This is a genomic window from Stenotrophomonas rhizophila, assembly GCF_020857975.1.
Classification (GTDB): domain Bacteria; phylum Pseudomonadota; class Gammaproteobacteria; order Xanthomonadales; family Xanthomonadaceae; genus Stenotrophomonas; species Stenotrophomonas rhizophila_C.
On record NZ_JACWUO010000009.1, the window covers coordinates 113400 to 127253 of the forward strand.

Genomic DNA, 13854 nt, shown 5'->3' on the forward strand with positions numbered 1-13854 from the left:
GATTGGGTATCGCCGGCCGAATCTAATCAATTCAGATGACACATCTATCGATATGTCGGTATCGGCCACCAGCATTGAGACGTGCGTCAAGAAAATGACGGTACAGGGGGCGGTGCGGTGCCCGGATGGCAGGTCAGCCCCGCGGGTTGGACGAAGTCTGGCCGGCCGTGCCGTGTTCCGCCCCGGCTCCCTGCGGGCGCGGCCTGGACCTGCGGCGTTGGGGTGGAGCAGCAAAAATTTGCCGGCTACCCCTTGAAAGGCTCCCGGCCAGCCTCATCTCTGCTCTGTCCCGCACTGTCGGGTTTTTTCGTGAGCGTGGTTGGCAGTCGCCCTGGGTGACTGCTAACGCCGCCAGACTTTCCAAGACCAATCAACAACTTAAGAGGTCTCACATGAGTATCAAGCCGCTTCATGACCGCGTCGTAGTCAAGCCGATCGAAGCCGACGAAGTCTCGTCCGGTGGCATCTTGATCCCCGATTCCGCCAAGGAAAAGTCGACCAAGGGCGAAGTTGTGGCCGTGGGCCCGGGCAAGCCGCTGGACAACGGCAGCGTGCGCGCGCCGTCGCTGAAGGTCGGTGACAAGGTCATCTACGGCCAGTACGCCGGCAGCAGCTACAAGGCTGAAGGCGTCGAGTACAAGGTCCTGCGCGAAGACGACGTGCTCGCCATCGTTGGCTGAGCCGGTTGAACCGGGCCGTGCCCGGTTCGCCGCTGTCGTTCTTCGTTCCTCATTACATACGGCCGGGCAGCGCCCGGCTCTACAGAAAAGGTAATCGCAATGGCTGCCAAAGATATTCGTTTCGGTGAAGATGCCCGTTCGCGCATGGTGCGCGGCGTCAACGTGCTCGCCAATGCCGTCAAGGCCACCCTGGGCCCGAAGGGCCGCAACGTCGTGCTCGAAAAGAGCTTCGGCGCCCCGACCATCACCAAGGACGGCGTGTCCGTGGCCAAGGAAATCGAACTGGCCGACAAGTTCGAGAACATGGGCGCGCAGATGGTGAAGGAAGTTGCTTCGCGCACCAACGACGATGCCGGCGACGGCACCACCACCGCCACCGTGCTGGCCCAGGCCCTGATCCGCGAAGGCGCCAAGGCCGTCGCTGCCGGCATGAACCCGATGGACCTCAAGCGCGGTATCGACAAGGCCGTGATCGCCGCCGTCGCCGAGCTGAAGAACATCTCCAAGCCGACCACCGATGACAAGGCGATCGCCCAGGTCGGCACGATCTCGGCCAACTCCGACGAATCGATCGGCAACATCATCGCCGAAGCGATGCGCCGGGTGACCAAGGAAGGCGTGATCACCGTTGAAGAAGGCTCGGGCCTGGACAACGAGCTGGACGTGGTCGAAGGCATGCAGTTCGACCGCGGCTACCTGTCGCCGTACTTCATCAACAACCAGCAGTCGCAGACCGCCGACCTGGACGATCCGTACGTGCTGCTGCACGACAAGAAGATCTCCAACGTGCGCGACCTGCTGCCCGTGCTGGAAGGCGTGGCCAAGTCCGGCAAGCCGCTGCTGATCATCGCTGAAGACATCGAAGGCGAAGCGCTGGCGACCCTGGTGGTCAACACCATCCGTGGCATCGTCAAGGTCGTGGCCGTCAAGGCACCGGGCTTCGGCGACCGTCGCAAGGCGATGCTGGAAGACATGGCCGTGCTGACCGGCGGCACCGTGATCTCCGAGGAAATCGGCCTGTCGCTGGAAAAGGCCACGCTCAAGGACCTGGGCCGCGCCAAGAAGGTGCAGGTCTCCAAGGAAAACACCACGATCATCGATGGCGCCGGCGAGAAGGCCAACATCGAAGCGCGCGTGACCCAGATCAAGACCCAGATCGAAGACACCTCCTCGGACTACGACCGCGAGAAGCTGCAGGAACGCGTGGCCAAGCTGGCCGGCGGCGTTGCCGTGATCAAGGTCGGCGCTTCGACCGAAATCGAAATGAAGGAAAAGAAGGACCGCGTCGACGACGCCCTGCATGCTACCCGTGCAGCCGTTGAAGAAGGCGTGGTGCCGGGCGGCGGCGTTGCCCTGGTCCGTGCGGTCACCGCACTGGCCGGCCTGAAGGGTGCCAACGAAGACCAGAACCACGGCATCCAGATCGCCCTGCGCGCGATGGAAGCCCCGCTGCGCGAAATCGTCGCCAACGCCGGCGAAGAGCCGTCGGTCATCGTCAACAAGGTCAAGGAAGGCACCGGCAGCTACGGCTACAACGCGGCCACCGGCGAATTCGGCGACATGCTGGAATTCGGCATCCTGGACCCGACCAAGGTGACCCGTTCGGCGCTGCAGAACGCCGCCTCGATCGCCGGCCTGATGATCACCACCGAAGCCATGGTGGCCGATGCCCCGAAGAAGGATGACGGCGCCGGCGCAGCTGGCGGTGGCATGGGCGGTATGGGTGGCATGGGCGGCATGGACTTCTGATGCCGTCGCCGGCCGCTGGCCGGCACGCATCGGTCCGGTAGGTGCCGACCGTTGGTCGGCACACACCATCGGCCGCACAAGAAAAACCCCGCCGCAAGGCGGGGTTTTTTGTGGGCGATGGAAAGCCGGTGGCAGCAGTCCTGCGCGGCCGCGCGGCAAGGGGCATTGCAGTCGGCGCGATAGGCGCTATGATTAGGCGACTAATCATATTGCCGACACCCGTGCTAGAACCCAAACACCACGCCTTCCTGGCCGAGCTTCGCCGCCGAGGCCAGCCCGAACTGGCCGGCCTGGAGCAGTGCTTCCAGCTGCTGTCGCTGGCCGCTGCGATCAACCAGGACTGCGCCAACCGGCTCGCACCGCTGGGCCTGAGCGAGGGCCGCTTCGTGCTGCTGTTCCTGCTGCACGGCGCGCAGGCACCGCTGTCGCCGCACCAGCTTGCCGAACGCGCCGGGGTCACCCGCGCCACCGTCACCGGCCTGCTGGACGGCCTGGAGCGCGACGCGCTGCTGGAGCGGCATACCGATCCGGACGACAGGCGCCGGGTCAACGTGCGCCTGAGCGCGGCCGGCACGGCACTGGCGGCGGACCTGTTCGACCGGCACACCCAATGGATCGGCGATCTGTTCGCCGACCTCAGCGCACTCGAGCGCAGCGTGCTCAGCGGGCTGCTGGGCCGCATCTGGGCGCGCACCGACGCGGGCAGGGCGGCATGACGGCGCAGCCAATGTCGCGGCAACGGCGTGTCCTGCTCGATGCCGGCCAAGCCGAAACCACCCACCTGGCCGAAATCCTCGCGGTGGATTTCGCCAGGCTGCTGGGCAGCGTCGCCCCCGCGCTGCCGGCTGCCGCGCTGGCCAGCATGGGCAAGGCCGCCGGCAGTGGTATCACCGTGCGCATGCAGGGCGCAGCCACCCTGCTGCGCGCGCATGCACTGGGCGATGCCGCGCAGTGGCGCGAGCACCGCAGCGACACCGTGCGCGGCTGGGCCTGCTACCTGATCGGCAGCGACCCGCGCCTGTCGCTGGAGCACAAGCTCGATGCATTGCGCGCGCTGGCCGACGACGGTCATTTTGGCGTGCGCGAATGGGCCTGGCTGGCCGTGCGCCCGCACATCGCCGCAGAACCGCTGCGGGTGCTGGCGCATCTGCAGCCGTGGACCGCCGATGCGTCGGCCAATGTGCGCCGCTTCGCCTGCGAAGCGCTGCGCCCCCGCGGCGTATGGGCCGCGCATATCGCCCTGTTCAAGCAGGAGCCGCAGCATGCGCAGGGCCTGCTGGAGGCGCTGTGCTGCGATCAGTCGCGCTATGTGCAGGACGCGGTCGGCAACTGGTTGAACGACGCCGGCAAGAGCCAGCCCGACTGGGTGCGCGCGCTGTGCGCCTGCTGGCAGCAATGCCATGCCGATGATCCGGCCAACACCCATATCCGCAAGCGCGCGTTGCGCTCGCTCTGACCCCAGGAAGCGCCATGTCGTACATGTTGATCGAGCTCTACACCGCCACCCCCGCCTGGACCGCGCTGGATGCGTTGTCGCGTGCGGCCTTGTTCGCCCGCATCGGCGCCGGCATGCAGCACGTGGATCCCACCCGGATCACGCCGCTGGCGATGGGCCCGCTGGACCATAACGTGCCGCATACCAGTGCCGAGCAGTTCTACGCGGTCTGGCAGTGCAGCGCGCGCCAGGACGCCGATGCCCTGCTGGCGGCAATCGAAGCAACCGGCTGGCACACCTATTTCACCACCACCCACGTCGCCGGCACCGCCGGCGGGTTGCAGCAGCACCTGGCCGAGTTGGCGGGGCTGCCCAAGGCGTAAGCGAGGCAGCGGCGACGGCTGAACATGCGGTTCCAGTTGCGTTTGAAACATTTTGCGCTGCGCAGAAGCTGTGCTATCAATACTCCCCAATGAACGCACGCCACGCCAATTCCTACTTTTGGTATTACTTTCCGAAGCCACCGGCGGAGGAAGGCATGCGCTCACCCTGAAGAAAGCTTCAGACGCATACCCGAAAGCCGCCAGCGCACCTGGCGGCTTTTTTGTTGCCGCCGCGCTGGGGCCCCCACTTCCAAGGAGTTTCCCCGATGCCCCCGCACACCGACGACCTGCGCATCCGCAAGATCGAACCGTTGACCCCGCCGGCCCAACTGCTGGCGATGCTGCCCTGCGATGAGCAGGCCTCCGATACGGTCAGCGCCTCGCGCGCGGCCCTGCACGAGATCCTGCACGGCCGCGACGACCGCCTGGCCGTGGTGATCGGCCCGTGCTCGATCCATGATCCGGTGGCCGCCATCGAATACGCCCAGCGCCTCAAGCCGCTGCGCGATGCCTATGCCGATGAGCTGGAGATCGTCATGCGCGTGTACTTCGAAAAGCCGCGCACCACGGTGGGCTGGAAGGGCCTGATCAACGATCCGGACCTGGACGGCAGCTTCAACATCAACAAGGGGCTGCGCGTGGCGCGCGGCCTGCTGCGCGACATCAACAAGCTGGGCCTGCCGGCCGGCGTGGAATTCCTCGATGTGATCTCCCCGCAGTACATCGCCGACCTGGTCGCCTGGGGCGCGATCGGCGCGCGCACCACCGAGAGCCAGGTGCACCGCGAACTGGCCTCGGGGCTGTCGTGCCCGGTGGGCTTCAAGAACGGTACCGACGGCAACATCAAGATCGCCGCCGACGCGATCGGCGCAGCGTCCAATCCGCATCATTTCCTGTCGGTGACCAAGCAGGGCGACACCGCCATCGTCGCCACCGTCGGCAACCCGGATTGCCACGTGATCCTGCGCGGCGGCAAGATCCCCAACTACGATGCCGCCCACGTCGAGGCAACCTGCCAGACCCTGGCCAAGGCGCAGCTGGCACCGCGCATCATGATCGACGCCAGCCATGCCAACAGCAGCAAGAACCCCGAGAACCAGCCCAGGGTCATCGCCGACATCAACGCGCAGCTGGCCGATGGGGAGGAGCGCATCGTCGGGGTGATGATCGAAAGCCACCTGGTGGCCGGGCGCCAGGACCTGGTCGAGGGCCAGCCGCTGTTCTACGGGCAGAGCATCACCGATGGCTGCATCGGCTGGGACAGCTCGCTGGCGGTGCTGGAAAGCCTGGCCGGCGCGGTGCGGGCACGGCGGGCGGCGCGGGTGAGCGAAGCGGCCTAGGTACCGACGGTTGGTCGGTACACCACCTCACCCGACCAACGGTCGGGCGCTACCGGTGCATTGAACGTCCCGTTCAATGCACCTCGTCGCGGTAGACGAACTTGGGCATTTCCCATTTGAAATGGATCGCCAGCAGGCGCAGCAGGAAGCCGCCGCCCAGGCACCACAGCGTGGCCGCGTTGAGCGATACGCCCAGTTCCAGCAGCACCAGCCACGCCGCGCCGGTCAGCAGGGTGATCACCGCGTACAGCTCCTTCTGGAAGATCAGCGGCACCTCGTTGCACAGCACATCGCGCAGTACCCCGCCGAAGGCGCCGGTCAACATGCCGGCGATCAGCACGATCGGCGCGGCGTGCCCGCCCTCGCGTGCCACCGCGCAGCCGATCAGGGTGAAGCAGATCAGCCCCAGCCCGTCCAGCACCAGGAAGGTGCGGCGGAAATGATGCATCCAGCGCGCCACCCAGGTGGCGATCAACGCCGCGCAGATGGTGAAGCCCAGGTACTCGGGGTGCTTGACCCAGCCCAGGGGATAGTGGCCCAGCACGATGTCGCGCAACGAGCCACCGCCCAGTGCGGTGACGCAGGCGATGATGATCACGCCAAACAGGTCCATGCGCCGCCGCCCGGCCGACAGCGCACCGGTCATGGCTTCGGCGGAAATGGCGATGAGGTAGATCAGGGAGAGCAGCATGGGGAACTCCGGACACGTCAGGCGGAAGGCGGAAACACGCAGCCGGCACACCCGTGCGGTGCACGGGCGTGAGGGTGAGATTCCGTTGCCGCTCCCGCTGTCCTTTTGCCTGAGAGTTCGGTGGCCAAGGCCACGTGCCCCTTCGGCGGGTCATTGAAGACCTCTCTCCAGATCGGCGTGTCGGATGCATGGTTGGTGGCGTATCACGCCACCGGCCTGAGCGATTATGGGAGCCTGCGCCTTCGGCGGGCGCCAGCGCGGCGCCTCTCTCCTGCATCCGGGGCGGATTCTAGCAGCCGCCGCGCCCCGGTTGGTCGATAATCCCGGTATGCCCGCTGAACCCGCCCCCTGGTATGTGTACCTGCTGGAATGCCGCAACGGCAGCTACTACGCCGGCATCAGCAACGACGTGGAGGCCCGCTTCCAGGCCCACCTGGCCGGCAAAGGGGCCCGCTACACCCGCGCCAACCCGCCGTTGAAGGTGTTGGCGATGCGTGCCTACCCGGACCGGGCGGCGGCGTCGAAGGCCGAATGGCAGCTCAAGCGCCAGCCACGCGGGCGCAAGCTGGCGTGGCTGCAGGACAGCCCGTAGAGCCGGGCTCTGCCCGGCTGCGCGTGACGCTGGCTCGCCGTCACGGCGTAGGCCACAATCAGCCGACCACCGGGAGGGAACCAGGATGTTCGATCTCCAACGAAAGCCGCTGACAGGAACGCGCACGACGTGGCTCCTGTCGCTCCCCGCGCTGCTGCTCGGCCTGGTGATCGCCGCGCCCGCATCGGCGGCCAGGCCCGTGAACGCACTGCGGTATGGCGACATCGCCCCGGCCGATTCCTTCCGTGCCGCCTACGCCCCGATGCCATCGCGGCCGCGCGAACGCCGCTCGACCCGGCCAACGTGCCCGCCCACCTTCGTGGCCTGGTGCCGCTGGCCGAATACTGGGGCATCGGCGACGACGTCCTCCGCGAGATGATGCAGGAGGGGGAGAGCCCGGCGAAGAAGAAGGCGATGGCCGATGCGGTCACCCCGCACAATGGGGCAATCACGGCCTGGCTGAACGGTCTTCGCACGGGTGAGCCGATGAGCGACGAGGCGGCCGCCTTCATGTACATGCAGCTGGGCCTGACCGAATTGGAGCTGTTCCGCGAGGAATGAGCTGCGCCACTTACCCGAGGGAAACCCTGCGATGACCCCGCTTGCCCTGTTGCTCGCCCTTGCCGGCGCTACTACACCTGCCGCCCCCGCCATCGATCCCGCCACGCGTGCCGCGATCGAAGCCACCTGCCTGGACTACGTGGACGGCCAGCTCGAAGGCGATCCGGCCCGGGTGGCGCGTTCGCTGCACCCGGACCTGGCCAAGCGCGCGATCCTCGGCGACACCCCGGACGAGCGCCTGGGCCTGCGCCGGATGTCGAAGGAAGAACTGGTGGCGCTTACCCGGCAGGGCGCGTTGAAGACGCCCCGGGACCAATGGAACCGCAGCTGCAAGGTGCTCGATGTCACCGGCAACGCGGGCTCGGTGCGGCTGGAAACGCCCTGGTTCGTCGACTACTTCCACATGGGCCGGTTCGGCGAGCGCTGGATCATCGTCAACGCGCTGTGGTACAGCAAACCGAAGGCGCCATAGGCGGTGGGCGCGGCCGGCAAGGCCTGGGCTGGGCTGCTGCTGGCGGTGGTACTGATCGGTACTCTGGATCACCCGGCACTGGACGGCCACGCAGATCGCCGATACCGCCCGGGTGGAGGGATTCTGCCAGGTGCGTAATCGCCCTAGCGCGGCGGCAGCGCGAACATCAGGATGACGCACAGCGCCAGCAGGCCCACCAGCACCCAGCGCAACCCCTCCGGTGGCAGGAAGCCGAACAGGCGCACGTCCTGCCCGTCGAAGCGGTAGCCGCATTTCGGGCAGCGCACCACCATCTGCACGTTTCGGGCGGTGATGGCATTGAAGAACATCGGCACGCCGCTGCGAAACAGTGCCTTGCGCGAATCGAAGCGCGTTGAACAGCGCGGGCAGGTTTCCAGGTTGCTCATGCGGTGGGGCCCTGGTGGGTGTCGGTCGGTTGCCTTGGTCGCCGATCCTCGCGGTCGTCCCCAAAGATGATCCGCGCGCTGCGCTGGTAGCTCCAGTACGCCACGGCCCAGTTCAGCAGCACCACCAGGCGGTTGCGGAAGCCGATCAGGAAGAACACGTGCGCGGCCAGCCAGAACCACCAGGCCAGCACGCCGGACAGTTGCAACCGGCCCAGGTGCACGATCGCGGCCATGCGCCCGATCGTGGCCAGGTTGCCGAAGTCCTGGTACTTGAACGGGCCCGGCGCGGGTTTGTTTTCCAGCCGCGCGCCGATGATGGCCGCCACGTGCCTGCCCATCTGCTTGGCCGCCGGGGCCACGCCCGGTACCGGCTTGCCGTCGGCCTGGCTGAGCGCGGCCAGGTCGCCGGCGACGAAGATCTCCGGGTGGCCGTCGAGGGTGAGGTCCGGCCGTACCGGCACGCGGCCGGCGCGATCCAGCGGCACCTCCAGGGTGCGTGCCAGCGGCGAGGCGGCCACGCCGGCGGCCCAGACCACGGTGCGTGCCGGCACGAACTGGTTGCCCAGCTGGAAGCCGTCGCTGTTGATGTCGCTGACCGGGGTGCCGGTGAGTACTTCCACGCCCAGTTTTTCCAGCTGGCGGCGTGCCTTCAGCGACAGCACCTCGGGGAAGGTGGACAGCACCCGCGGTCCGGCTTCCACCAGCCGCACCTTGGCGCTGGCCGGGTCGATATGACGGAATTCGTTGCGCAGCGTGTGCCGGGCGATTTCGGCCAGGGTGCCGGCCAGCTCCACCCCGGTCGGGCCGCCGCCGACCACGGCAAAACTCAGCCAGGCCGCCTTGCGCGCCGGGTCCGGTTCGGCTTCGGCGCGCTCGAAGGCCAGCAGCAGCTTGCGGCGCAGCGCGATCGCATCGTCCAGGGTCTTCAGCCCGGGCGCGTCGGCGGCCCACTCGTCGTGGCCGAAGTAGGCATGGGTGGCGCCGGTGCACAGCATCAAGGTGTCGTAGCCGAGCTGGCTGCCGTCGGCCAGGGTGATCTGCCGGGCCTGCTTGTCGATCGCGGTGACCTCGCCCAGGCGCACTTCGACGTTGCGCTGGTCGCCCAGAATGTGGCGCAGCGGCGCGGCGATATCCGGCGCCGACAGCCCGGCGGTGGCCACCTGGTACAGCAGCGGCTGGAACAGGTGGTGGTTGCGGCGGTCCACCAGGGTGATGCGGATGCGCGCCCTGGCCAATGCGCGGGTGGCCCAGAGGCCGGCGAAACCACCACCGATGATGACCAGGTGGGGCAGGGGATCGCGGGTCATGCAAGGACTCCTTGGCGGGGGCCGGCCCTCCGGCCCCATGGATTCATGGTCGACACCGCCTATCCTCGCACGTGAAGCGGGGTGTTCACCTGGATGGCCGATACTGGGTTCAGGGGCCGTCGCGCTTGCCGGCGGCCGATCCATCCCCGTGCTGGAGAATGACGATGACCGAACCGGAAAAGCGCATCGCCTTGTTGATCGATGCCGACAACGCACCTTCATCCAAGATTGACGTGGTGCTGGCCGAAGTGGCCCGTTACGGGGTGGCCAATGTGCGCCGCGCCTACGGCAACTGGAAGAGTCCGCGGCTGAAGGGCTGGGAATCGGTGCTGCATGCCTATGCGATCCGCCCCATCCAGCAGTTCGCCTACAGCCGCGGCAAGAACGCCTCGGACATGGCGATGGTGATCGATGCGATGGACATGCTGTACGCACGCAACCTGGATGGCTTTGCGATCGTGTCCAGCGATGCCGATTTCACCCCGCTGGTGATGCGGCTGCTCACCGATGGGGTCAAGGTGTATGGGTTTGGCGAGAAGAAGACGCCGGAGCCGTTCGTCAATGCCTGCTCCAAGTTCACCTACCTCGAAGCGCTGGGGCAGGGCCACGCCACCGACCCGGAGCTGGAGCAGGACAACGAGGAAACCCGGCCGCGCAAGAGCGGGCCGGAACTGCGCAACGACACCCGGCTGGTGCAGATGCTGCGCCGCGCGGTGACTTCGGCCGAAGCCGAGGATGGCTGGTCGCACCTGGGGCCGGTGGGCAGCCAGATCGGCAACCAGGCCTCGTTCGATTCGCGCAACTACGGCTACGGCAAGCTCAGCGAACTGCTGGCGGCGACCGGGTTGTTCGAGATGAAGAAGGAAGGCAAATCCACCTACGTGCGCGCGCTGCCGAAGAAGAGCGCGGCCAAGCCGGCCAAATAGGTACGGCGGGAGCGGCGCAATCCGCCCCTGGTAGGGTCGGTCGCCAGACGACTGCCGACAATCCCGCCGCGCCCGGTGGCGCATGACAACTGTCGACATGGCGCGGGGCCTGCGGCGCCGGCTTCGTTGGCCTGCCGCGCCGACATCGAACGTCGGCCGTGCAACGGCTGGCCAAGGGCCAACCCAACCGTGTGCCGACCGGCGTATCGTAGCGCCATCGCGCGGCCCGGCGCCGCCTACCTTATCCAACCGCGAGAAACCAACCATGCTGAAGATCTGGGGCCGCCACAATTCCAGCAACGTGCGCAAGGTGCTCTGGTGCGCCGAGGAAACCGGGGTGCCGTACGAGTCGATCCAGGTCGGTGGCGCATTCGGCGGCACCCAGTCGCCGGAGTACCGCGCGATGAATCCCAACGGGCTGGTGCCGGTCATCGAAGACCATGGCCTGCCGCTGTGGGAGTCCAACACCATCGTGCGTTACCTGGCCGCGCGCTATGCGCTGGGCACGCTGTACCCGGAAGACGTGGTCGAGCGGGCGCAGTCGGAAAAATGGATGGACTGGACTACCTCGACCTTTTCCGGCGCGTTCCGCGACTTGTTCTGGGGCACGCTGCGCACCGCCCCGGCCGACCGCGACGAGGCACGCATCGGTGCGGCCCTGGTGCGCTCGGGCGAACTGCTGGCGATGGCCGACGCGGCACTGGCACGGCAGCCGTGGCTGTCCGGCGAACGGTTCGCGATGGGCGACATCCCGCTGGGTGCGTTCGCCTATGCGTGGTTCGAAATGCCGATCCAGCGCCCCGACCTGCCGCACCTGGCGGCCTGGTACGAACGCCTCAAGCAGCGCCCCGCCTACCAGCGCGGCGTGATGACCGAACTGACCTGACCTCCAAGGTCGCGGTGTGGATGCCGACAAGGCGATGCCGCGCCCCGATAGCCCCAACGATCGCGTGATGAAGAGCGCGTCGCCACGCGTCCGGGCAATACGGCTGCGGCAGCATCCAGCGCAGCAAAACGTGGGGCGTCAGCGCGCACGCGATGGCGCACCTCAATACAGGTCCGTCGGATCCACATCCAGCGACCAGCGCACCTTGCGCGCCTGCGGCAGTGCATGGATCTGCGGGGTGATCTGGTCGAGCACGGCATGCAGCGGGCGCCGCGAGGGCGCCGACAGCAGCAGCTGGGTGCGCTGGTAGCCGGCGCGGCGCGGCATCGGTGCCGGCATCGGACCGTAGCGTTCCACCGCGGCATCCTCGGCGATCAGCGCGCGCACCGCGGCGAGCATGGCATTGGCATGCTCCACCTGCTGGGCTTCGGCGCGCAGCAGGGCCAGGTGCGCGAACGGCGGGAAGCCGGCCGCTTCGCGCTGCTGCAGTTCGGCCTCGGCGAAGGCGTGGTAGCCGCCGTTGACCAGGGTCTCCAGCAGCGGATGGCCGGGGTGGTGGGTCTGCAGCCAGACCTCGCCGGGGTCGGTGGCGCGGCCGGCGCGGCCGGCGACCTGGATCAACTGCTGGGCCAGTTTCTCGCTGGCGCGGAAATCGGCCGAGAACAGCCCTTCGTCGATCCCCACCACCACCACCAGGGTCAGCTTGGGCAAGTCGTGGCCCTTGGCCAGGATCTGCGTGCCGACCAGGATGCCGGCGCGGTCGCCCAGCGCGGCCAGCTGGGTTTCCAGCGCGTCGCGGCGGTGGGTGGTGCCGCGGTCGATGCGGATCACCGGATAGTCGGCGAACGCCTGCAGCAGATGTTCTTCCAGCCGTTCGGTGCCGATCCCCTGCGGTTGCAGGGCCAGGCTGCCGCAATCGGGGCAGGCCAGCGGGGCCGATTGGCGCGCGCCGCAGTGATGGCATTGCAGGCGGCGGCCGCCGGCGTGCACGGTCATCGGCGCATCGCAGCGTTGGCAGGGCGCGGTCCAGCCGCAGTCGTGGCACAGCAGCACCGGCGCATAGCCACGGCGGTTCTTGAATACCAGCACCTGGTGGCCGGCCTGCAGGTGGTCGGCGATGCCCTGCAGCACTTCCGGCGACAGCCCGTCGCGCAGCGGCCGCTTGCGCACATCCAGCACCCGCACCCGCGGTGGCCGCGCCTCGCCGGCGCGCACCTTCAGGCGCAGGTGGGCGTAGCGCCCGGCCTGGGCGTTGTGCAGCGATTCCAGCGACGGGGTGGCACTGCCCAGCACCACCGGCACGCCCAGGGCCTTGGCCCGCACCAGCGCGAAGTCGCGCGCGTGGTAGCGGATGCCGTCCTGCTGCTTGTAGCTGCCATCGTGTTCTTCATCGACCACGATCAGCCCGGCATTGGGCAGCGGGGTGAACACCGCCGAACGCGTGCCGACGATCACCTGGGCCTCGCCACGCGCCGCCGCCGCCCAGACCCGTGCGCGCTCGTTGTCATTCAAGCCCGAATGCAGCACATGCACGGGAATGCCCAGGCGGTTGCGGAAGCGCGACAGGGTCTGCGGGGTCAGCCCGATCTCCGGCACCAGCACCAGTGCCTGGCGGCCGCGCGCCAGGCAGGCCACGATCGCCTGCAGGTAGACCTCGGTCTTGCCGCTGCCGGTCACGCCATCGAGCAGCAGCGCGGCGAAGCCGTCGGTGGCGGTGATCGCCGCGATGGCGGCGGCTTGTTCTGGATGGGGGACCGGGCCCGGCCGGGTGCTGGGCGGCCCGGCCTGGTGTTCCAGCGCGACCCGTTCGACCAGCCCGCGCTTGGCCAGCGCCCGCGCGGCGGTACGCCAGTCGTCGATCACCCCATCCAACTGGTCCTCCTCGACCACGCCCTCGGCCAGGCAGGTGGCCAGCCGCTGCGGGCGGGTGCCGGCGCGCAGGCGGGTGCCCGGGTCGCGCCCGGCGGCAGTCAGCTGCCAGCCCCAGCGGTGGGTGTCGGGCAAGGCCTCGCCGCGGCGCAGCGGCGCCGGCAGCGCGGTGCTGACCACCTCGCCGAGCGGGGCGTGGGTGTAGCGCGCCAGCCACTGCAGCGACCCCCACAGTTCGCCGGCCAGCAGCGGCTCGGTATCGATCCAGTCCAGCGCGGCGCGCAGGGTGCCGCCATCGGCGACCACCCCGATATCGGCGACCACGCCGACCAGTTCGCGCGCGCCGAACGGCACCCGCACCCGGCGCCCGACCATGCCCGGGTGCGGAGCTTGGCCCGGCGGCGGGGCGTAGTCGAACCACTGCGGCAGCGGGACCGGCAGGGCGACGCGCAGGGTCGGCGCATTCAGCAGGGGCGCGGGGCCGCCGCTGAGCGACAGGAGAGGGGCCGGATCGGAGCTGGGCATCGGACCAGTGTAGCGGTCCGACCGGACCCGG

General features: G+C 68.2%; 15 protein-coding genes and 2 riboswitches. Of the genes, 11 read left to right on the forward strand and 4 right to left on the reverse strand.

The features are described from left to right. Positions 1-392: 392 nt before the first annotated feature. The 6 genes from IC535_RS10875 to aroG all read left to right on the forward strand — a co-directional run bounded on the left by IC535_RS10875 (position 393) and on the right by aroG (position 5587). On the forward strand, positions 393-680 hold the full coding sequence (locus IC535_RS10875; RefSeq protein WP_228885974.1) for a co-chaperone GroES: 288 nt from the start codon (positions 393-395) through the stop codon (positions 678-680). Positions 681-779: 99 nt separating this feature from the next. Then, positions 780-2429 (forward strand): chaperonin GroEL, encoded by a 1650-nt coding sequence (groL, locus tag IC535_RS10880; protein ID WP_228885975.1) that lies wholly within the window; start codon positions 780-782, stop codon positions 2427-2429. A 221-nt stretch (positions 2430-2650) separates the two neighbouring features. After that, positions 2651-3145 (forward strand): MarR family winged helix-turn-helix transcriptional regulator, encoded by a 495-nt coding sequence (locus IC535_RS10885; protein ID WP_228885976.1) that lies wholly within the window; start codon positions 2651-2653, stop codon positions 3143-3145. Further along, positions 3142-3885, forward strand: coding sequence for a DNA alkylation repair protein (locus tag IC535_RS10890; protein WP_228885977.1), 744 nt, complete (start codon positions 3142-3144; stop codon positions 3883-3885). Before IC535_RS10885 ends, IC535_RS10890 begins: the two co-directional genes overlap by 4 nt. Positions 3886-3899: 14 nt before the next feature. Continuing rightward, positions 3900-4247, forward strand: coding sequence for a DUF6616 family protein (locus tag IC535_RS10895; RefSeq protein WP_228885978.1), 348 nt, complete (start codon positions 3900-3902; stop codon positions 4245-4247). Between the two features lie 266 nt (positions 4248-4513). Then, positions 4514-5587: a 3-deoxy-7-phosphoheptulonate synthase AroG gene (aroG, locus tag IC535_RS10900; protein ID WP_228885979.1), complete on the forward strand. Its 1074-nt coding sequence runs from the start codon at positions 4514-4516 to the stop codon at positions 5585-5587. 73 nt (positions 5588-5660) lie between these two features. Here the strand turns inward: aroG and IC535_RS10905 are convergent, their stop codons facing one another. Continuing rightward, on the reverse strand, positions 5661-6278 hold the full coding sequence (locus IC535_RS10905; RefSeq protein WP_228885980.1) for a trimeric intracellular cation channel family protein: 618 nt from the start codon (positions 6276-6278) through the stop codon (positions 5661-5663). An 89-nt stretch (positions 6279-6367) separates the two neighbouring features. Next, positions 6368-6459: riboswitch (glycine riboswitch) on the reverse strand. Between the two features lie 8 nt (positions 6460-6467). Beyond that, positions 6468-6562: riboswitch (glycine riboswitch) on the reverse strand. A 44-nt stretch (positions 6563-6606) separates the two neighbouring features. Between IC535_RS10905 and IC535_RS10910 the strand changes: the two genes are divergently transcribed. The 3 genes from IC535_RS10910 (at position 6607) to IC535_RS10920 (ending at position 7903) form a co-directional block, all read left to right on the forward strand. Next, positions 6607-6870 (forward strand): GIY-YIG nuclease family protein, encoded by a 264-nt coding sequence (locus tag IC535_RS10910; protein WP_228885981.1) that lies wholly within the window; start codon positions 6607-6609, stop codon positions 6868-6870. A 129-nt stretch (positions 6871-6999) separates the two neighbouring features. Then, entirely contained in the window at positions 7000-7431 is a 432-nt protein-coding gene (locus IC535_RS10915) for a hypothetical protein (protein ID WP_228885982.1), read from the forward strand. Positions 7432-7462: 31 nt separating this feature from the next. Beyond that, the gene (locus IC535_RS10920; RefSeq protein ID WP_228885983.1) at positions 7463-7903 is read left to right on the forward strand and encodes a nuclear transport factor 2 family protein; all 441 of its coding nucleotides are present in this window, start codon (positions 7463-7465) and stop codon (positions 7901-7903) included. 143 nt (positions 7904-8046) lie between these two features. On the opposite strand, the gene IC535_RS10925 is transcribed toward IC535_RS10920, so the two are convergent. Both IC535_RS10925 and IC535_RS10930 read right to left on the reverse strand, forming a co-directional pair. Beyond that, positions 8047-8310 carry a hypothetical protein gene (locus IC535_RS10925; RefSeq protein ID WP_228885984.1) on the reverse strand — a complete coding sequence of 88 codons (264 nt, stop codon included), beginning with the start codon at positions 8308-8310 and terminating at the stop codon, positions 8047-8049. Next, the gene (locus IC535_RS10930) at positions 8307-9617 is read right to left on the reverse strand and encodes an NAD(P)/FAD-dependent oxidoreductase (protein WP_228885985.1); all 1311 of its coding nucleotides are present in this window, start codon (positions 9615-9617) and stop codon (positions 8307-8309) included. Before IC535_RS10930 ends, IC535_RS10925 begins: the two co-directional genes overlap by 4 nt. Before the next feature lie 158 nt (positions 9618-9775). On the opposite strand from IC535_RS10930, the gene IC535_RS10935 reads away from it, so the two are divergent. Beyond that, entirely contained in the window at positions 9776-10543 is a 768-nt protein-coding gene (locus tag IC535_RS10935) for an NYN domain-containing protein (protein ID WP_228885986.1), read from the forward strand. 265 nt (positions 10544-10808) lie between these two features. Continuing rightward, positions 10809-11429: a glutathione S-transferase family protein gene (locus IC535_RS10940; RefSeq protein ID WP_228885987.1), complete on the forward strand. Its 621-nt coding sequence runs from the start codon at positions 10809-10811 to the stop codon at positions 11427-11429. A 162-nt stretch (positions 11430-11591) separates the two neighbouring features. On the opposite strand, the gene IC535_RS10945 is transcribed toward IC535_RS10940, so the two are convergent. After that, on the reverse strand, positions 11592-13823 hold the full coding sequence (locus IC535_RS10945) for a primosomal protein N' (RefSeq protein ID WP_228885988.1): 2232 nt from the start codon (positions 13821-13823) through the stop codon (positions 11592-11594). Positions 13824-13854: the final 31 nt, after the last annotated feature.

What these genes read in the sequence shown, in the direction of transcription:
- IC535_RS10875 (WP_228885974.1), top strand. Translation starts at nt 393, where the DNA reads ATGAGTATCAAGCCGCTTCATGACCGCGTCGTAGTCAAGCCGATCGAA.
- groL (WP_228885975.1), top strand. Translation starts at nt 780, where the DNA reads ATGGCTGCCAAAGATATTCGTTTCGGTGAAGATGCCCGTTCGCGCATG.
- IC535_RS10890 (WP_228885977.1), top strand. Translation starts at nt 3,142, where the DNA reads ATGACGGCGCAGCCAATGTCGCGGCAACGGCGTGTCCTGCTCGATGCC.
- IC535_RS10895 (WP_228885978.1), top strand. Translation starts at nt 3,900, where the DNA reads ATGTCGTACATGTTGATCGAGCTCTACACCGCCACCCCCGCCTGGACC.
- aroG (WP_228885979.1), top strand. Translation starts at nt 4,514, where the DNA reads ATGCCCCCGCACACCGACGACCTGCGCATCCGCAAGATCGAACCGTTG.
- IC535_RS10905 (WP_228885980.1), bottom strand. Translation starts at nt 6,278, where the DNA reads ATGCTGCTCTCCCTGATCTACCTCATCGCCATTTCCGCCGAAGCCATG.
- IC535_RS10910 (WP_228885981.1), top strand. Translation starts at nt 6,607, where the DNA reads ATGCCCGCTGAACCCGCCCCCTGGTATGTGTACCTGCTGGAATGCCGC.
- IC535_RS10920 (WP_228885983.1), top strand. Translation starts at nt 7,463, where the DNA reads ATGACCCCGCTTGCCCTGTTGCTCGCCCTTGCCGGCGCTACTACACCT.
- IC535_RS10925 (WP_228885984.1), bottom strand. Translation starts at nt 8,310, where the DNA reads ATGAGCAACCTGGAAACCTGCCCGCGCTGTTCAACGCGCTTCGATTCG.
- IC535_RS10930 (WP_228885985.1), bottom strand. Translation starts at nt 9,617, where the DNA reads ATGACCCGCGATCCCCTGCCCCACCTGGTCATCATCGGTGGTGGTTTC.
- IC535_RS10935 (WP_228885986.1), top strand. Translation starts at nt 9,776, where the DNA reads ATGACGATGACCGAACCGGAAAAGCGCATCGCCTTGTTGATCGATGCC.
- IC535_RS10940 (WP_228885987.1), top strand. Translation starts at nt 10,809, where the DNA reads ATGCTGAAGATCTGGGGCCGCCACAATTCCAGCAACGTGCGCAAGGTG.
- IC535_RS10945 (WP_228885988.1), bottom strand. Translation starts at nt 13,823, where the DNA reads ATGCCCAGCTCCGATCCGGCCCCTCTCCTGTCGCTCAGCGGCGGCCCC.